The following is an 18,286-nucleotide window of genomic DNA, read 5'->3' as shown; positions in this document are numbered from 1 at the left end:
TTTATTTATTACCAGGTATATTTCACACCCAGGTTTGCCCCCCAGTTCTGATCAACGTCGCCGCCGCCCAGATAAGTGGCATCAGTGTAAGCACTGAAGTTCTTCGTGAAGCTGAACTGGGTGCCCAGCCCTGCGCGCACAGCGGAGCCTTTCACGCCGTTATCAATGCTGTCACCGTTAATGTCGGCATTGTTATCGGCATCGTCATAAACGTAGGCCAGTTTGAAGTAAGGCGTCAGAGCCTGATCGCCACCGTAGTTGAAGGTATAACCCGTATCAACACCGAGTTCATAACGCAGGCTATCGTAAGATTGCCCATCCATGCGCATGTCATTGCTGAGACGATAATCATCGCCAGACTGGAACAGGCCAGACACGGCTGCGTATGGTGTGACGTAGCCGGACAGGTTTGGTTTCCAGTCATAGCCCAGTTTCAGCCCAAAACCAACTGCGTCATTGGTGGTGTTGCCGTCAACATACTGGCCGTTGCTCATGTTAGCAGAGAGATCGCTGTTGAAGCGGGTGTAGCTCAGGGAGCTGTCGAGGAAAAGATCGTTCATGAACTTCGCAGACGCGTAGATCATCGCCGTCTGGCTGTCCTGATCGACCTGACCGGTACGATCGCTGATATCCCCCTTCGCGAAACCTGCCGCACCACCGACGATCCACTTCGCATTATTACCGTCAATCTGGGTATCCAGACCGACCATAATACCGCTCACGTCCTGATCGTAGCTAAGAACGCCATTGTCGCCGTCGAAGTTACCGCCGAAGTAACTCACCCACGCCCCGCCGTTATCCGCCAGGCCGTGACGGCTGTTGGTCAGACGCGTACCTACGGTATCCTGCTGCAGATTCCAGATGTTGGTGTTGGCAGATGGGATGCTCAGCGCCATATTGGCGTAGTCGGTCAGCGCTTTCTGCTGGAGGACAACGGCGTCACCCTGCTGCTGCGCCTGGTAGGTATAGGCACCTAAATCGGCTTTGTTTGCAGCAGTAAAGCTGGCTGCAGTATCCGCGTTATTGTCATAGACGCGAATAATCTCTTTGTTTTTGTAATCGGCGACGGAACCGGCTCCGGTCGCGTTGTCGATACGGACCTTGTAGTTACCGGCGACGTCACCGTTCACTGACAGATGGCCATCAGAATTAATCGCCACAACGCCGTAGTCGTAATCGGCATTGTGCTTATCGTTGGTGATATAGCGTGCGTTGTTCAGATCGCTGTTCAGCACGTAATCACGGCTGGCAACGTTCAGCACACCACCATCGGTCAGTACCATATTGTGCGTATCAACCTGTCCCAGCCCCAGCGCCAGCTCTGCGCCGTTATCCACGGTGATGGTGTTGGCATACAGATCGGCCGTTTCTTCCGTCAGTGCCGCACGGCTATAGCTGTCCAGATACAGATGGTCGGTGGCCACGCCGCCGCTGTCGCCGATATTCAATGAGGAAGCATTGGTCAGGGTGATGGTATCCGCCAGCAAACCTGAGTTTTCAACATTGACCTGAGACTGGTTGTTGACCGCCAGCGTGTCGATGTTAGACACCTTGCGGGTATCCCACTCGGAGCCGTTATCCAGCGTGATGTTAAAGAGACCGCTCTGATACACCGCTTCGCCCGCAACATGTCCGTTGCTGTCATAGGTGGAGTCCGGCCAAATGCTGTTTGGAGACAGAGCGCTCCAGTCTACGTTGCTGTAGCCCAGGCCATACATCTGCGCCGTGCCGATAGCCTCGACGCTCGACTGCGCTGCACCAACCCATTTGCTGCCATTGGTCAGAGTAACGTCAAGCTTATCGGTACCGTCCCAGCCGTTGGTGGTTGGGTTATAGACACCGTCTGCACTGGTATCCGTTGCCGGATCGCCGTTCGGGTAGAAGTTGTTGTCGAAGGTACTGGAGAAAAGAATGTCGCCAGTCACGGTGGAGTGATCGAACGTGGCGCTGGTCTGCATCGCGTTATCAGACGCGCTGGCGGCCACAATCAGCGCCGCATCATCTGCCGCTGTCGCGTTGGTTTCACCATAGTCGCTCGGCTTCGCGGTTTGACCGTAGAATCCGCTGGTACCTAAATCGCTGTACGCACCAGAAGTCAGTACCGAATCTTTCACCAGTAGCGTGTCGGTAAAGACGTTGCTGCTGTTGGCTACGCCTTCAACACCGTCGTACGGGGTATTATCCAGCTCCTGATACCCCTGCGTCAGGGTAATACCCGCGACGTGAGAGTTATTCTGGATAACAATATCCGATTCAACATCCAGGGTAATTGCATTGCCCAACCCATAGGTATCAAGATAGTGGGTTTCGGTATTATCGCCATTTACCACATTGTAAGCATAATGCTCATAGGTGTCGTTAATGGTGGAGTGATCAACGGTCAGGCTAAAACGATCGTACTGAGAATGGGTCGTGCCGTCGGTATCTATACCATCAGCACACGAGGTGGTCATACACTCAGAGGTAATCATGCCATTAATGGTACTGTTGGAAATGCTTAATGCATTAGCCCGACCATTGATACCATCATCCAGATAGTATGTTGAAATAATACCATTCACGGTGGATTTATTAATCACCGGATAAATATCACCGTCGTGGGTAACGTCTGAGTAATCCCAGTCGGCATAGCCATAATACCAGGGTGTGGACGCTGTATTATCGTATCCGAAGGTATTATAAGTTGTACCGGAAATATCCTTCGCACTGGCCTGAGAAGCGATAGCCAGGGTGCAGGCTAATGCAAGTTGAGATACAACGAGTTTCTTTTTCCATGTTTGCATTGGGTCATCCCTCCTCAGGGACGTAAGCAAGTTTGTCCATCAATGAATTTGCAATATTTAATTGCGGAGGGAATTATGCAGTTTCATTTCGAAAAGGTTCAATGAATGTTTCCATTAAGTCCGTATCCAGACCAATAACACATCAAAAACAACAAACGCAGGGTTCACTCAAGATAAATATTATAAAAACAAAACGTTAAAATACAGACAAGCGAAGGAGAAATATATAACAACAAATAATAGATCATTTTTAATGATGCATCCCACTTAATATAGAAACAACACGAATACCTTACCCCCTATCAGTAATATACTAACCTGTATTAAATATTGATGAAATGAAACCTGACCTGCCGCATTTCGCAAAAAGCAAAATGCCCACTTTAGTAAAACACCCGTCTTCACTTTGAGGTACACTAGCCTTCTTTGTTCCACAAACATCAGGCATACCATGACCGATTTAATTGCACGCCCACGCCGCCTGCGCAAGTCACCTGCACTGCGCGCTATGTTTGAAGAGACAACCCTGACCTTAAACGATCTGGTGTTGCCGATTTTTGTCGAAGAAGAGATCGATGACTACAAAGCCATCGAAGCCATGCCGGGCGTCATGCGCATTCCGGAGAAATATCTGGCGCGTGAGATTGAACGCATCGCCAACGCGGGGATCCGCTCGGTGATGACCTTCGGCATCTCACACCATACCGATGCCACCGGCAGCGACGCGTGGAAAGAAGATGGCCTCGTCGCCCGCATGTCCCGCATCTGCAAAGAGACCGTGCCGGAAATGATCGTCATGTCCGATACCTGTTTCTGCGAATACACCTCACACGGCCACTGCGGCGTGCTGTGCGATCACGGCGTGGATAACGATGCCACCCTGCTGAACCTTGGCAAGCAGGCTGTCGTCGCGGCCGCGGCCGGTGCAGACTTCATCGCCCCATCTGCGGCAATGGACGGACAGGTTCAGGCGATTCGTCAGGCGCTGGACGCGGCGGGCTTTACCGACACCGCCATCATGTCTTACTCCACCAAATTCGCCTCCTCCTTCTACGGCCCGTTCCGTGAAGCGGCGGGCACGGCGCTGAAAGGCGATCGTAAAACCTATCAGATGAACCCGCTGAACCGTCGGGAAGCGATTCGTGAATCCCTGCTTGATGAAGCCCAGGGCGCAGACTGCCTGATGGTGAAACCGGCTGGCGCGTACCTTGATATCCTGCGCGATATCCGCGAGCGCACCGAGCTGCCGCTGGGCGCTTATCAGGTGAGCGGTGAGTACGCGATGATCAAATTCGCCGCCCTGGCGGGTGCCATTGATGAAGAGAAAGTGATCCTGGAAAGCCTGGGGGCGATCAAACGCGCGGGCGCGGATCTGATCTTCAGCTACTTCGCGCTGGATCTGGCCGAGAAAAAAATCCTCCGCTAATCTTCACCAAACTGCAATACAACCGACATCTGCTCCTTCTACTGTCTTCGCAAGACGGCAGGAGGAGTAATCATGTTTAGCCTCGATAGCGTTCTCGACGATCTTTGGCCTCAGGCGAGGCCTGCACCCTGGCAAAAAAGTCTGTTAAAAAGACTGTTTTACGAAGACGAATTTCAGCAATTTGCCGCAGCACACCGCCACCTGAAAGGCCTGGATATGGTGGAGCAAGTTCTGGAACACCTTGATATTCTCTGCACCGTTTCCGCCCGCGATCTTGAACAAATCCCCGAACATGGCCCGCTGGTCATCATTGCCAACCACCCGACGGGTACGCTGGACGGACTGGCGCTGCTGTATGCCGTCTCCCGCGTGCGGCGCGATGTTAAAGTCGTGACCAACCGGATGCTGACCCACCTTGAGCCCCTCAGCTCGCTGTTTATTCCGGTGGACAATATGGGCGGCAGGACAGCGAAAACATCCCTGGTGCAGATGGAACAGCATCTGCAAAACGCGGGCGTGCTGATCTTCTTCCCGGCAGGCGAAGTGTCCCGCCCCACGCGCAAAGGTATTCGCGATAAAAAATGGCAATCCGGCTTTATTAAACTCGCCGGCAAGCTGCGCGCCCCGTTGCTGCCGGTGCATGTTCAGGCGCATAACAGCCTGCTCTTTTATGCCAGCACGCTGGTCTCCCCGACGCTGTCGATGCTGTTGCTGATGCAGCAGATGTTCCGCCGCCGCCATAGCCAGCTGCCGATCAAAATCGGCCAGCAGATTGCGTGGCATCACTGGCACAGCGCCACCCTTTCGTCGCGTGAGATGGCCGAGCAGTGCCGTCAGCACGTGATGCGTCTTGGCAAGGGAGTGCCCGGCGTCTTTAAAACCCAGTGCGCGATTGCCCGTCCGGAAGATCGGGCTACCCTGAAACGCGCGCTGGCGCAGGCCGAATGTCTGGGCAAAACCAGCGACGGTAAAACCATCTATCTCTGGCAGCGTAACGGTCAGGAAGACGTCCCGCTGCTGCGCGAGCTGGGCCGCCTGCGCGAGATTGCCTTTCGCGCGGTGGAGGAAGGGAGCGGCAAACGCCGGGACACCGACAGCTACGACGATGATTATCTGCACCTGATCCTGTGGGATGAGGACGATCTGGAGATCGTCGGGGCCTATCGCTTTATGCCGACGGCCATGCAGATCGAAAAGCGCGGCGTTGAGGGGTTGTACAGCTATAGCCTCTTCCACTACGACGACAAAATGCAGGACGTGCTGGAGCACGGTATTGAGCTGGGGCGCAGCTTTATTCAGCCGCGCTACTGGGGGCGCCGCGGCCTGGACTATTTATGGTCCGGCATTGGGGCCTATCTGGCGCGTTATCCGCACTACCGCTACCTGTTTGGCCCGGTCTCCATTTCCGGTGGCTTACCGCCTGCCGCGCGGGATCTGCTGGTCGCCTTTTACCGCCTGTGGTTCCCGGCGACGCATCCGCTTGCCGCCTCGCGCCAGCCGTATCCCGCCTCCCTGCCGGACGTGCTGGCACAGTTTGGCGGCGTGGATTACGTGGACGATCTGACGAAGCTGAAGTCCCTGCTCGGCAATCTTGGCTGCGGTATTCCACCGCTCTACAAGCAATATTCCGAACTGTGCGAGCCCGGCGGCGTACAGTTTATTGATTTTGGCAGCGACCCGGCGTTCAACAACTGCGTTGACGGGCTGGTGCTGGTGGATTTGTGTTACCTGAAGGCGAACCGCTATCAGCGGTATATTGAGGCGCATTTAATACCCTCACCCCTACCCTCTCCCTAAAAGGGAGAGGGTGAAAATCGCACCGGGCAGTCCCCTCGCCCCTTTGGGGAGAGGGTTAGGGTGAGGGGATCAAGGAGCACGATAAAACGGCTTATCGCCCAAAATCGTCGCCCGCTGCATAATCCGGCGCTGCGGCAGATAGTCCGCATTGGCATAATGCTGCGTTACGCGGTTATCCCAGATCGCCAGATCGTTCTCCTGCCAGCGCCAGCGCACCTGAAACTCCGGCTTGGTGATATGCGCAAACAGGAAACCTAACAGCGCCTCACTCTCTTTTTCCGTCACGTCCACGATGCGCGTGGTGAACCCTTCGTTCACAAACAGCGCCTGTTTGCCCGTCACCGGATGGGTCCGCACCACCGGGTGCAGCAGCGGAGGATGTTTCGCCACAGCCTCCTGCCAGCGCTGATGTTCCTCTTCGGTTTTACGGTACTTGTACTCCGGGAACGATTTTTTGAAGTCGTGCTCCGCCCGCAGCCCGCTCAGTAGCGTCCGGAACGGCGCGGAGAGCGCCTCATACGCCGCAATCCCGCTGGTCCACAGCGTATCGCCGCCGGTTTCCGGCAGCAGCTTCGCCGCCAGAATGGCTCCGGCAGGCGGCGTCTCGATAAAGGTCACGTCGGTATGCCAGTTATCGTTATCCGGCGGGTTATCGTTGTGGGTGTCGAGGACGATAATCTCCTCCACCCCTTCCGCATGCGGATAGACCGGGTGGATATGCAGATCGCCAAAGCGCAGGGCCAGCGCGCGCTGCTGCTGCGGGGTGATCGCCTGCTCGCGCAGGAACACCACCTGATGGCGCAGCACCGCGTGGTACAGCTGCTCGAACTGGTTATCGCTCAGCGGACGGGTCACATCCAGGCCCGACACCTGTGCACCAATGTACGGCCCCAGCGGGGTGATGGTCAGACGTTCACTCATTGTATTTCTCCATGCCAGGGCGTCAGACGGCGTTGTAACGCGCGCAGCCCCAGTTCTAATCCGAAGGCGATCGCGGCGATCACCGCGATTCCTGCCAGCACCACGTCAGTCGCCAGGAACTCTCCCGCCGACTGCACCATAAACCCAAGTCCGCGCGTGGCCGCAATCAGCTCCGCCGCCACCAGCGTGGACCAGCCCACGCCAAGGCCGATGCGCAGCCCGGTTAAAATCTCCGGCAGTGCGCCCGGTAAAATCACGAACAGCAGCACCTGCGTACGGCTGGCTCCCAGCGACTGCGCCGCGCGGATCCGCACCTGCTGGGCGCTCTTCACGCCCGCCAGCGCCGACATGGCAACCGGGGCGAAAATCGCCAGATAGATCAGCAGGATTTTTGACGTTTCCCCGATGCCGAACCAGATCACCATCAGCGGCAGATAGGCCAGCGGCGGCACCGGGCGGTAAAGCTCAATCAGCGGGTCAAGGATGCCGCGCACCGTCGGGCTTAAGCCCATCGCGATCCCGACCGGTATCCCGATAATCACCGCCGCCAGCAGCGCCACCAGAATGCGCGCCAGGCTGGCACCTAAGTGCTGCCAGAGCGTGGCATCCATAAAGCCCTGCGGCCCGGCGATAGTAATGAGTTTGGCCAGCACCTGTCCCGGCGGCGGCAGAAACAGCGGGCTGACCCACTGCAGGGCAGCAACTGCCCACCACACCGCCAGCAGCACCAGCAGCGTACCGACGCTCAACGTGATTTGACGTGAGAAAGGCCAGCGCAGCGCCAGACGCGTGCGGCGCGTTTTTTCACTGAAGACGATGCTCATGAGAAGGCCTCCCGCTGTTCAAACACGCGGCTTAAAACGTACTCACGCTGTTCGATAAACAGCGGATCGGATTTGATGCTGCGCACGGGTTCCCCCGCGACGTAGCGGCGGGCGAAATCCAGCGGTAAGCGCTCCAGCACGCGGCCCGGCCCCGGCGAGAGCAGCACCAGCTCGGTGGCCATAAACACCGCCTCTTCGATATCGTGGGTAATCAACAGCACCTGCTTGCCCGTCTCATGCCACAGGCGCAGGAGCAGGGTTTGCATCTGCTCGCGGGTGAAGGCGTCGAGCGCCCCGAACGGCTCGTCCAGCAGCAACAGCTGCGGATTCGCTGCCAGCGCGCGGGCAATCCCGACACGCTGTCGCTGGCCGCCGGAAAGCTGCCAGATATAGCGTTTTTCCGCGCCTTCCAGCCCCACTTTTTTCAGCATCGCCCGCGCGGTTTCCAGCCGCTGTTCACGATTGATGCCCGCAAGCTGCAGCCCAAACGCCACGTTTTCCTGCACGTTGCGCCACGGGAGCAGGCCTTCATTCTGGAAGACCACGCCGCGCTCGGCGCCGGGGCCTTCCACCTTTTTGCCTTCCAGTTGAATGGTGCCATGCTGATAAGGGACAAACCCGGCGATCAGATTCAGCAGCGTGGTTTTTCCGCACCCGGACGGACCCAGCACCACCAGCAGTTCACCGCTGTCCAGCGTCAGGTTGATCTCCTCCAGCGCGGGTTTGCCACCGTAATCAGCAGACAGATTTGTAATATTCAGCATGGCGGACTCCTTATTTCACAAAACGATCGGTCACGTACTGGCTGTAATCCGTCGCTACCGCGGGCACTTTGCCCTGCTCTTTCAGGAAGGTGGCGGTATCAACAATCGCTTTGTTTACCGGCCCGGTCAGCTGCTGCACCTGCTGCGCGGGGGTCAGATAGGTATTGCCCTTCACCAGCCCCGGCACGTCCGCTTCCGGCACGCCGCTCAGGCGGGAGAGTTTTTCCAGGTTGGCGGGCTGCTTCAGCCATTCATCCGGGTTACTGATGTACGGCTGCTGGGCGTCAATCGCGCTTTTCGCGAAGGCTTTCACCACCTCAGGATGTTTCTCGGCGAAGTCTTTACGCACGACCCACACGTCGAGCGTTGGCGCGCCCCACTGTCCCACCTTTTCGGAGTCGGTCAGCACGGTGCCGTCTTTTTCCAGCTCGTTCACGGCCGGTGCCCACACATAGGCCCCGTCTATATCGCCGCGCTGCCAGGCCGCGATAATCGCCGGCGGCTGGAGGTTGATAATTTGTACCTGCCCCGGCTTGATGCCCCAGTGTTTGAGCGCCGCCAGCAGGCTGTAGTGGGTGGTTGAGATAAACGGCACGGCGATGCGTTTGCCGATCAGGTCTTCCGGTTTGGTGATGTTTTTCTTCACCACCAGCGCTTCAGAGTTACCGAGCTGCGAGGCGAGCAGAAACACCTCAATCGGCACCTGCTGGCTGGCCGCGACCGCCAGCGGGCTGGAGCCGATATTGCCGATCTGCACGTCGCCGGAGGCTAACGCACGCACGACGGAGGCCCCGCTGTCGAACTTGCGCCAGTCGACTTTCGCGCCGCTCTCTTTGGCAAAGGTGTTGTCCGCCTGCGCGACTTTCGCCGGTTCCGCAGAAGTTTGATACGCGACGGTGACGTCCACCGCCTGCGCCTGAAATGCCCACAGCGCCAGTGCGCCGAGAAGTGTGATTCGCGATGAAATTGCCATAGTGCCTGCTCCCCTTGTTGTTATGAGGGCAGTATTTCCAACGCGAGAATTTTGATAAAGGAATAAAAATGAATCGCTCATAACGATTCGTTTTTAGATAAAAAGCGGGAAAGGATAGTTGGTTTTGTGCGGTTGTTTTTTTCCCTCTCCCCGTGGGAGAGGGTCAGCGATCCGTAGGCCGGGTAAGGCGCAGCCGCCACCCGGCAAAGCACTCAGCGCTGCGCGTTCAGCTCAGCAATATCCTTCGGCGTGGTCCGACAGCAGCCGCCAATCAGCTTCGCTCCGGCGTCCAGCCACTGGGGCAGATACCCTGCCAGCGTCTCGCACGCTTCGCCGTGGTGATGCCAGGTTTTGGTTACCGCGTCATAATGCTCGCCCGAGTTCGGGTAAACCACCAGCGGCAGCGACGTCAGGCTTTGCAGGTGCTTCAGCGCCGCCGTGGTGTTTTCCAGTGCGATACAGTTAATCCCCAGCGCGACGATATGCGGAAAGTCGGCCAGCGCGCTGACCACGTCACGCAGGGGCGTACCGTCGCTCAGGTGCTCGCTGTCGCGCAGGGTAAAGGAGAACCACGCCCGGGCGCGGGGATATTCAGACAGCAACGCCGCCAGCGCCTTAATCTCCTCAAAGGACGGTAGGGTTTCGCAGGCCAGGAGGTCAGCGCCCGCATCCAGCAGCGCTTCCACGCGCGGGCGGTGGAAGTCGGTGAATGCTTCCGCACTGCGCACGTAGTCGCCGCGATACTCCGAGCCATCCGCCAGATAGGCGCCGTACGGCCCAACGGAGCCCGCCACCAGCAGCGTGCCCGCATGCGGATTTTCAGCCAGATACGCTTCGCGCGCCTTACGCGCCAGCTCCACGCTTCTGCCAATCAGCGCCCGGGACTGCGCCTCGTCCAGGCCGCGCGCCGCAAAACCCGCAGGCGTGGCCTGATAGCTGGCGGTGATCGCCACCTGCGCGCCCGCGCGGTAATAATCAAGATGCACTTCGCGGATAAGCTCAGGGTTTTCCATCAGCACTTTGGCAGACCAGAGGCTGTCTGCCAGGTTACAGCCGCGCGCTTCCAGCTCCGTCGCCATCGCGCCATCCAGCACCACAAACGGCTGCTTTTCAAGGAGGGCGGTAAGCGGATTATTCTGCGACATGTTCGGGCTCCTGCGATGTCATATTTCGGGTCAGATAGTAGGCACCATAACACAGGGCGACAAACGGAATCCCGCAATAAAGGGCAATGCGCTGGCTTGGGTCAAACCACAGGCCGACACAGGCCACCACGCAGAGGATAAAACCGAGCACCGGCACCAGCGGATACCACGGCGCGCGGTACTGCAGCGCAGAGAGCGGCTGACCGGACTGCAGATGACGACGACGGAAAACGAAGTGCGACGCGCAGATGCTGATCCAGACGGCCACCACCGCAAAGCCAGAAATCGCCGAGAGCGCGACAAACACCGTGTCCGGTGCCACGACGCTTGAGAATAGCGCCAGCACGCCGCCGAGCATAGAGACCGAGAGCGCCGTCAGCGGCACGCCGTTTTTGTTCACGCGGGCAAAGCAGCGCGGGAGCGTTTTCTCATTAGAGAGCGACCACAGCATGCGCCCGGAGGCGTACAGCCCGGAGTTCGCCGCCGAGAGGATCGCCGTCAAAATCACAAAGTTAAAGATATCCGCCGCGTAAGGAATACCAACCTTTTCGAACACCAGCACGAACGGGCTTTTTTCTACCCCGGCCTGCTGCATCGGGATCAGCGCCGCCAGCACAAACACGGTGCCGATAAAGAAGATAATCAGGCGCGCAATGGTGGTGCGGATCGCGACCGGGATGACCTTGTGCGGATTTTCCGTTTCCCCCGCCGCGATGCCGATAAGCTCGGTCCCGGAGAAGGCAAAGTTCACCGCCACCATGGTCATCAGGATCGGCAGGCCGCCGTGCGGGAACCAGCCCTCGGCGGTGATGTTGCTTAAGCCCGGCGCGGGTGAACCGTCCTGCATCGGGATAAAGCCAAAGACCGCCGCGCCGCCAAGAATAATGAAAGCGATGATGGTGATGACTTTCACCAGGGAGAACCAGAACTCGCCTTCCGCAAAGAAGCGCGTTGAGATGACGTTCAGGCCAAAAATCACCACGCAGAAGACCACGCACCACGCCCAGACGGGCACCTGCGGGAACCAGTACTGCATGCAGAACCCGGCGGCGGTAAAGCTCGACCCGAGCGCCACCGTCCAGGTGAGCCAGTAGAGCCACGCCACGGTGTAGCCCGTCGCCGGGCCAAGATAGCGGGCGGCATAGACGTGGAACGCGCCGGTTTCCGGCATCGCCACGGAGAGCTCGCCCAGACATTGCATCACCAGCCAGACCACCAGGGCGCCTATCAGGTACGCCAGCAGCGTGCCCGCCGCCCCGGTCGTGGAAATGATGTAGCCGGTATTGAAGAATAACCCTGTCCCAATCACGCCACCCAGCGAGAGCATAATCAGGTGGCGTGTTTTCATGGTGCGCTTAAGCTGCCCATTTTCTTGTTGTGTTTGCATATTACCTTCTATACGTATGGACATCTAAACATCCAAAGAAGGTGTGTTATACCGCGATTGTTAATAAAAAGCTAGATGACCAGACGCAAACGGGCGCGCCGCGCGCTGAGTCTGGGGTGGGTTGTGAGGATCACATAGAGAATCGGACGCCAGGCCATAAGCACCTCCGCAAGCAGATACTTACAGCATGGTGCGGGAAAAGGCGCTCTTCGGTCAGTCGAAAGTGGTATCCGTAAAGCGCGAAGTCATACCGTAACACTGCCCGCGGGACGGGTAAGGCGCAGCCGCCACCCGATGCAAGGTTGGTAATTCTCACAATCAGTTCTATAGTCGACACAGTTTATGAGTAACCAGGACTGACTGATGCGCTTTAACGGACTGACTAAAGGTTTCTTTATTTTCATTCTCGCCCTTGTGACCTGGGCCTTCTTCGACGTGCTGTCGCCCTACTTCTCCGCGATACTGTGGGCCGCCATTCTGACCGTCATCTTCAACCCGGTAAAAAACAAGCTGCGCGCCGCGCTGGGGGATCGCAACGGGCTGGCCTCGCTGTTGACCATCGGTATTATCTGCCTAATCGTCTTTATCCCGCTGATGGTGATCCTCTCCTCGCTCGCCATTGAGCTGAACGTGGTTTACACCAAACTACAGGAGAACAACACCCAGTTCCCGGAAGTGGTGGCGAGCATCTTCAACCACCTGCCTGACTGGGCCAGCGGTTTCCTCGCGGATCACAACCTGACCAACGCGGCGCAGATCCAGAAAAAACTCTCCGATGTCGCCCTGCAGGGCGGACAGTATCTCGCCGGCAGCGCGTTTCTGATTGGCAAGGGAACGTTTGGCTTTGCGATTAGCTTCGGCATCATGCTGTATCTGCTGTTCTTCCTGCTGAAAGACGGCCCGTATCTGGTGCGCCAGATCCTCGACTCCTTACCGCTGTCTGATTTCGCCAAGCAGCACCTGTTCGCCAAATTTGTCGGCGTGTCGCGCGCCACGGTAAAAGGGACGGCGGCAGTGGCCGTGGTTCAGGGCATACTCGGCGGGATTGCGTTTGCTATTGCGGGTATTGACGGCAGCGTGCTCTGGGGCGCATTGATGGCGTTCCTCTCTCTGGTGCCCGCCATCGGCTCGGCGATTGTCTGGGTGCCCGCCGCCATCTTCCTGTTCGCCACGCACCAGATCTGGCAGGGGCTGTTTATTGTCGGCTTCTTCGTGATCGTCGTCGGGCTGGTGGACAATATCCTGCGCCCGCTGCTGGTGGGGAAAGACACCAAAATGCCGGACTACCTGATTCTGATCTCCACCCTCGGCGGCATGGAGCTGTACGGCATTAACGGTTTTGTGATTGGGCCACTCATCGCCGCGCTGTTTATCGCCTGCTGGAACCTCTTCTCAGGGCGCGATCACGAAGGTAACGCCGAAGAGCTGGACCCCGATTTCATCGAAGAAGGAAAAAACCCTCCAGATTTGTAAGGACGTGACGATAAAGACCACACCAGGCGGCGCTGTGCCGCCTTTTTTTTACGCCTTAAATCAAACGTTTTCTATAATTTAAAGAACGCCATCCTACTCATGTCGTAAAAGGATCATCTGGTGCGAATCGCGACGATAACAAACTGGGCCTATGGTGCCACGGTCTGCCTGACCATCGCCTCCGGCATTATCATGCTGTTGGCATCCAATGCTGACACGGCAGAGCGCCAAGCCGTTGAACAGCGACAGCGATTTGATCAGCTCACAGAGGATGTTGAGACAGACGCCTGGGCACAGTCCGATTTAGCACGCCTCTATGTCATCAAAAAAGATCCCCAAACGTTAAAAGAATACAATCAGTCAGAGAATTACCTTAAGAACATTGAAATACGGCTGGAAAAACTGCGGGACAACGGCGCATCGGATGATGAGCTCTCCCTGCTGCGCGAAGGCATAAAAATCATCGATGAGCTGCAGGACGAACAGCAAACCGCCCTCGCCAGCCTTGAACGCGGAGAAGACGCCCAGGCCGTTGCCTTACTCTATGGTCAGCCCTATGAGCAGGAGCTGGATCGCGCGCAGAATCAGATCGATCACTTTCGCCAGATACTGGACAAGCGCGTTATCGGCTCCGTTAAAGATGCGACAAAAAAATCGAAAGCGCTGCGTACCGCCTCTGAGCTGACGGTCGGCCTGACCGCCCTGCTGTTCCTGTTTGTGCTCGGCTTTATATTGAAACGCCGCGTGCTGCGTCCCGTGGTGCGCCTGAGCGACGTGGTGCACCGTCTGGCATCCCAGGATTACGCGGTTGAAACGCCCAATTTCAACCAGATCGATGAGATAGGCGATATGGCCCAGGCCATCAGCATCTTCCGTGAAAACGGCCTGGCACGACAGCGTCTGGAAAAAGAGCGCGATGCCGACTGGGCCATCCGCGAGCTGCTGGCGCGCATGACCCAGCGGCTGCAGGGGTGTGAGAACTTTAACGATGTGATTAACGTGGCGGAGCTGTTTGCCCCCAATATCGCACCGGGGATCGCGGGCCGGCTCTACGTCCTTGACCGCGAGCCGTGGCAGATGCGCTGCGTCGCGCAGTGGCTTTCGCCGGTTGGTGAAGAGACGACATTCCATCCGGACGAGTGCTGGGCCGTGCGACGCGGGCAAAGTCACCCGCCGGTGAACGGTGAGCCGGATATTGCCTGCTACCATCTTCCGGCATCCCAGGCGGAAAGCGCGCTTTGCGTGCCGCTTATCGCTCAGGGCGAGGCCATTGGCCTGCTCTCCTTCCAGAATATCACGGCGGACAATGCCCCTTCCCGCGCGTATCTGGAGCTGATGGCCGAGGCGCTCGGGCTGGCGCTGGCCAACCAGCGTCTGCGCGACGCGTTGCTGGAAAAAGCGTTGTTTGATCCGCTCACCGGCCTGCGTAATCGTCATCATCTGGAAGATACCCTGCAAACCCAAACGGCACAGGCGATACGCACTGGCGTACCGTTAAGCTGCATGATGATTGATATCGACCACTTCAAGAGCATTAACGATCGGTTCGGCCATGAAGCGGGCGATCTGGTGATCAAAAGCGTGGCGTCAATTGTTCAGCGGGCCGCACATGACAACGGACTGGCATTCCGCTACGGCGGCGAGGAGTTTCTGGTGCTGCTTTCCGGTGCCGATGAAGCAGAAGCGTACGCCTGCGCGCAGAAGATTTACACCGGCGTGCATGAGCTGTCGCTTCGCTACGGGCTGACCGAGATTGGGCCGGTGGACGTGTCGATTGGGATTGCCAGCTACCCACAGCATGCCCAGACCGACAACCTGTTGCGCGCCGCGGATGTGGCCTTGTACCGGGCGAAAGAGCTGGGCCGCTCGCGGATTGTGAGTTTTGGGATGCTGGAGGCGGGCTGACGCTAATTCTCGCGCCCTGACTTTCCCCGGTTCAGGCGCGCGTGATAGCCCAAAGCACCACAATCCCCAGGGCATTGCTCCGCTTTTCCACATACAGGGTGGTATCGGAATAAACGTCACCCTGCGGGTTACAGATGCGGATCTCCTTCTTTAATTCCGGCTCGTAGACTTCCGCACCCGAGCAGCTGTGGCGGGTACTGGACTCATACCGGTAAGGTTTGCTCCAGGCCGAATAGTCCCCCTCCAGCAGCCAGGCCGTTGTAAAGACCACGAACATGGCAACCGGCAGGCTGCAAATAAAGAAGCCGAGGTAGATTTTTACCGCGCCAGCAAGGCGCTTACCTTTCAGTCTCCCCTTTCTGATGAAATAGACCATCGGCACCAGCGCCAGCAGCAACGCCCCACAGGCAAGGTACTGCTCCCCGCGGATCGAAAGGTATGTCACGCGGTAAATGTTGACTGACCAGACCACAAAACCCGATATCAGTGCTATCCCGCTCACGATGAGTGGGATCCAAAAGGAAAAACGCGCTTTTTTCATGGTGGACTCGTCCTTGTCATTCTTGTCGGGTCAGAAGGTCAATCATTGCCCGGGTGGCTGCTGACTGACGCCGGTGCGGGGCAAACAGCACGGAGAAAGGTCGCGATCGTCCCCGAAGGTGCGGCAGCACCTCAACTAACTGGCCGCCCTGTATTCTGTCGCGAACGATAAATTCATAGCTCTGGCAGATCCCCATCCCCTGCTCCGCCAGCGAAACCACGCCGAGTACATCGTCTGATATTTCGATGGTTGAACCCGGCAACCAGTCAATATCGCGCCCTTCATCATGAAATACCCAGGGGGCGATGCGCCCGGTGCGCGGCATGATAAACGGCAGGCACTGATGGCGCTGCAGCTCTTCCAGCGTCTGAGGCTTTCCTCTCCGATGCAGGTAGTCCGGAGAGGCGACCAGAAGCAATGCCGCGTCTTCCAGCTTACGCGCCACAAGTCCACTGTCAGGCAACTGTCCCAGACGGATCGCCAGATCGAACCCCTCAGCGATCAGGTCAACGTTGCGATTGGTAATGTTCAGCTCCACCTGTACGCGTGGGTAGCGTTGATTATAGTGCGCCAGCAGCGGCGGCAAGCGGTAGTGGGCATAGGTGGTCGGGACACTCATTCTCACGCGACCGGTCAGATCGCCCTCCTGACCCCGGCCAACGCGTTCGGCGTCATCGAGCAGAGAAAACGCTGAGCGAGCCTGCTCAAGATAGACGCGTCCGGCTTCAGTCAGCCCCACCCGGCGCGTCGTGCGCTGTAAAAGTTGCCGTCCAAGACGCGCTTCCAGACGGGTGACCGCGCGGCTCAGTACCGAAGGGGTGGTTGAAAGGGCAACAGCTGCGCCCGTAAATGAGCCGTGCTCAACCACAGCAATGAAGACTTCAACGTCGCCGAGGTAATCGAATTTCCGGCTCATTTTGCTCTCTCAGGAACAAATGTTTTTCAATTTGGCTAATTTATCTCCCGTTGGGCAATGAGTAAAGTGGCCAGCATTCATCACCTGAACGTTCCACTGGAGTCTGTCAATGTTCAACCGTCCCCATATTCTGCCCGCCATCGCAATGGCGGCGTTGTTCCCTTTCTCGAGTATTGTCAACGCGGCGAACCACCCGCCTCTGGAGCGCTGGCGAAGCTACGCCGGCGTGAGCTGGGATACCGCTCAAGACGGAAAGATACCTGCGACGTTTTCCGGTTCGGTCAATGCCCCTATTGCAGGTATCCACTTTGATGCAATGGACCGGGCCTTTGTCAGCACGCCCCGGCTGGTTTCCGCCGCAGCACCCGCCACGTTAAGCATTCTGGATACGACGGCGCAGTCTGGCCCTGCCCGCCTGACGGCGTTTCCCTCCCGCGAGGGGAATGCGGTGAACACCGATCCGGCTCAGAGCCTGCGCAACGTGCTCGGTTTTTATATTGACCGTAAAAACGGCTGGCTATGGGCGCTGGACATGGGGTTTGTTGCAGGCGAAACAGAGTCCCCCGTGGGGGCGCAGAAACTGGTCGTACTGGATCTCCACTCTGGCCGCACCATCAAACGCATCGCCCTGGACGGCGTAGCGGACCGCAAGGCCAGCTTTCTTAATGATGTGGTGGTCGATGAGAACCGCCGTGTCGCCTATATCTCCGACAGCGGCTCGCGGAGTGCGCCTGAAAACCAGGTGGGACTAATTATCGTCGATTTCGCTACCGGTACGGCCCGGCGCGTGCTCGATCGTCACCCTGCGCTGCAGATTGAGCCAGGCGTTAACGTCGTCTCGCACGGGACTGAAGTCTGGCCTGGTAAACCATTACTGATTGGTATCAATGGCATTGCGCTTTCACCCGATGCGGGCATGCTGTACTGGACGGTGACAACCGGCACGCGCGCCTATGCGGTACCGACCGCGATACTGAGGCAGCCTGCGTCAACCAATGCGCAAATCGCCGGGCAGATCCGCGATCTGGGACGCGTGGGGGGCAACACCGACGGAATGGTGACAGATGTAAAAGGTAACCTCTACATTACCGATGTCACACGCAATGGTATCGTCAGATACGATCCTGAAACCCATTCCATGTCGCTCATTGCGGCAAGCGAAGAGGTGCGCTGGCCAGACACGCCGGCAATCCGTCCGAACGGAGACCTGGTATTTACCTCGAGTCGCCTCAATGACCACTTCGCGGGAACCGTTAAACCGGGAGAAGAACGCTATGATTTGTGGCGCTTGCGTCTCGATGCTTTACAAAAATAAGGGCAAGTAAACCAGGAGACCTGCATATATGGGCTCATAATTTCACACGTTCTTATTTCCTTAAAGGCTGAACGTGATGTCTTCCCCCTGCTCAGAAAGAAGTGGTTAACATTGCG

The 18,286-nt window shown here is 57.5% G+C and carries 14 protein-coding genes; 5 read left to right on the top strand and 9 right to left on the bottom strand.

From position 1 onward, the window contains the following. Positions 1–8 precede the first annotated feature (8 nt). Positions 9–2,783, bottom strand: coding sequence for an autotransporter outer membrane beta-barrel domain-containing protein (locus AC0TN7_RS15720; RefSeq protein WP_473702262.1), 2,775 nt, complete (start codon positions 2,781–2,783; stop codon positions 9–11). A 451-nt stretch (positions 2,784–3,234) separates the two neighbouring features. Between AC0TN7_RS15720 and hemB the strand changes: the two genes are divergently transcribed. Then, positions 3,235–4,209 carry a porphobilinogen synthase gene (gene hemB, locus AC0TN7_RS15715; RefSeq protein WP_023334658.1) on the top strand — a complete coding sequence of 325 codons (975 nt, stop codon included), beginning with the start codon at positions 3,235–3,237 and terminating at the stop codon, positions 4,207–4,209. A 72-nt stretch (positions 4,210–4,281) separates the two neighbouring features. Next, positions 4,282–6,006 carry a bifunctional ornithine lipid synthase OlsF gene (gene olsF, locus AC0TN7_RS15710; RefSeq protein ID WP_473702261.1) on the top strand — a complete coding sequence of 575 codons (1,725 nt, stop codon included), beginning with the start codon at positions 4,282–4,284 and terminating at the stop codon, positions 6,004–6,006. Positions 6,007–6,075: 69 nt separating this feature from the next. Here the strand turns inward: olsF and tauD are convergent, their stop codons facing one another. From tauD to mmuP, 6 genes are all read right to left on the bottom strand, one after another. After that, complete coding sequence (gene tauD, locus AC0TN7_RS15705) at positions 6,076–6,927, bottom strand: taurine dioxygenase (protein ID WP_463727020.1); 852 nt, start codon at positions 6,925–6,927, stop codon at positions 6,076–6,078. Then, positions 6,924–7,751 carry a taurine ABC transporter permease TauC gene (gene tauC / locus AC0TN7_RS15700; RefSeq protein WP_048225831.1) on the bottom strand — a complete coding sequence of 276 codons (828 nt, stop codon included), beginning with the start codon at positions 7,749–7,751 and terminating at the stop codon, positions 6,924–6,926. The genes tauD and tauC overlap by 4 nt, the downstream gene beginning before the upstream one ends. Further along, positions 7,748–8,515 carry a taurine ABC transporter ATP-binding subunit gene (gene tauB / locus AC0TN7_RS15695; RefSeq protein ID WP_024906770.1) on the bottom strand — a complete coding sequence of 256 codons (768 nt, stop codon included), beginning with the start codon at positions 8,513–8,515 and terminating at the stop codon, positions 7,748–7,750. The genes tauC and tauB overlap by 4 nt, the downstream gene beginning before the upstream one ends. A 10-nt stretch (positions 8,516–8,525) precedes the next feature. Beyond that, positions 8,526–9,488, bottom strand: a complete 963-nt coding sequence (tauA, locus tag AC0TN7_RS15690) for a taurine ABC transporter substrate-binding protein (RefSeq protein ID WP_001018397.1) — start codon at positions 9,486–9,488, stop codon at positions 8,526–8,528. A 212-nt stretch (positions 9,489–9,700) separates the two neighbouring features. Beyond that, entirely contained in the window at positions 9,701–10,633 is a 933-nt protein-coding gene (gene mmuM / locus AC0TN7_RS15685; RefSeq protein ID WP_024906768.1) for a homocysteine S-methyltransferase, read from the bottom strand. Then, on the bottom strand, positions 10,620–12,020 hold the full coding sequence (gene mmuP / locus AC0TN7_RS15680) for an S-methylmethionine permease (protein ID WP_008503244.1): 1,401 nt from the start codon (positions 12,018–12,020) through the stop codon (positions 10,620–10,622). Before mmuP ends, mmuM begins: the two co-directional genes overlap by 14 nt. A gap of 363 nt (positions 12,021–12,383) precedes the next feature. Here mmuP and AC0TN7_RS15675 point away from each other — a divergent pair, with 363 nt between their 5' ends. Together AC0TN7_RS15675 and AC0TN7_RS15670 are read left to right on the top strand one after the other, a co-directional pair. Then, positions 12,384–13,493 carry an AI-2E family transporter gene (locus AC0TN7_RS15675; protein ID WP_024906767.1) on the top strand — a complete coding sequence of 370 codons (1,110 nt, stop codon included), beginning with the start codon at positions 12,384–12,386 and terminating at the stop codon, positions 13,491–13,493. A 120-nt stretch (positions 13,494–13,613) separates the two neighbouring features. After that, positions 13,614–15,398 carry a GGDEF domain-containing protein gene (locus AC0TN7_RS15670; protein WP_473702260.1) on the top strand — a complete coding sequence of 595 codons (1,785 nt, stop codon included), beginning with the start codon at positions 13,614–13,616 and terminating at the stop codon, positions 15,396–15,398. Positions 15,399–15,429: 31 nt separating this feature from the next. Here the strand turns inward: AC0TN7_RS15670 and AC0TN7_RS15665 are convergent, their stop codons facing one another. Next, complete coding sequence (locus AC0TN7_RS15665; RefSeq protein ID WP_024906765.1) at positions 15,430–15,939, bottom strand: hypothetical protein; 510 nt, start codon at positions 15,937–15,939, stop codon at positions 15,430–15,432. A gap of 16 nt (positions 15,940–15,955) precedes the next feature. Next, a complete protein-coding gene (locus AC0TN7_RS15660) occupies positions 15,956–16,855 on the bottom strand; it encodes a LysR family transcriptional regulator (RefSeq protein ID WP_023293192.1) in 900 nt (299 codons plus the stop codon). 109 nt (positions 16,856–16,964) lie between these two features. On the opposite strand from AC0TN7_RS15660, the gene AC0TN7_RS15655 reads away from it, so the two are divergent. Next, positions 16,965–18,170 (top strand): L-dopachrome tautomerase-related protein, encoded by a 1,206-nt coding sequence (locus tag AC0TN7_RS15655; protein WP_024906764.1) that lies wholly within the window; start codon positions 16,965–16,967, stop codon positions 18,168–18,170. Positions 18,171–18,286 lie beyond the last annotated feature (116 nt).

Source organism: Enterobacter sp. PL_is511 (genome assembly GCF_055816065.1).
This window is presented reverse-complemented; position numbering and strand designations above follow the sequence as displayed.

Coding starts and splice junctions, on each gene's coding strand:
- tauB (WP_024906770.1), bottom strand. CDS start 8,515: ATGCTGAATATTACAAATCTGTCTGCTGATTACGGTGGCAAACCCGCG.
- tauD (WP_463727020.1), bottom strand. CDS start 6,927: ATGAGTGAACGTCTGACCATCACCCCGCTGGGGCCGTACATTGGTGCA.
- AC0TN7_RS15720 (WP_473702262.1), bottom strand. CDS start 2,783: ATGCAAACATGGAAAAAGAAACTCGTTGTATCTCAACTTGCATTAGCC.
- AC0TN7_RS15655 (WP_024906764.1), top strand. CDS start 16,965: ATGTTCAACCGTCCCCATATTCTGCCCGCCATCGCAATGGCGGCGTTG.
- AC0TN7_RS15675 (WP_024906767.1), top strand. CDS start 12,384: ATGCGCTTTAACGGACTGACTAAAGGTTTCTTTATTTTCATTCTCGCC.
- mmuP (WP_008503244.1), bottom strand. CDS start 12,020: ATGCAAACACAACAAGAAAATGGGCAGCTTAAGCGCACCATGAAAACA.
- hemB (WP_023334658.1), top strand. CDS start 3,235: ATGACCGATTTAATTGCACGCCCACGCCGCCTGCGCAAGTCACCTGCA.
- mmuM (WP_024906768.1), bottom strand. CDS start 10,633: ATGTCGCAGAATAATCCGCTTACCGCCCTCCTTGAAAAGCAGCCGTTT.
- olsF (WP_473702261.1), top strand. CDS start 4,282: ATGTTTAGCCTCGATAGCGTTCTCGACGATCTTTGGCCTCAGGCGAGG.
- tauC (WP_048225831.1), bottom strand. CDS start 7,751: ATGAGCATCGTCTTCAGTGAAAAAACGCGCCGCACGCGTCTGGCGCTG.
- AC0TN7_RS15660 (WP_023293192.1), bottom strand. CDS start 16,855: ATGAGCCGGAAATTCGATTACCTCGGCGACGTTGAAGTCTTCATTGCT.
- AC0TN7_RS15665 (WP_024906765.1), bottom strand. CDS start 15,939: ATGAAAAAAGCGCGTTTTTCCTTTTGGATCCCACTCATCGTGAGCGGG.
- tauA (WP_001018397.1), bottom strand. CDS start 9,488: ATGGCAATTTCATCGCGAATCACACTTCTCGGCGCACTGGCGCTGTGG.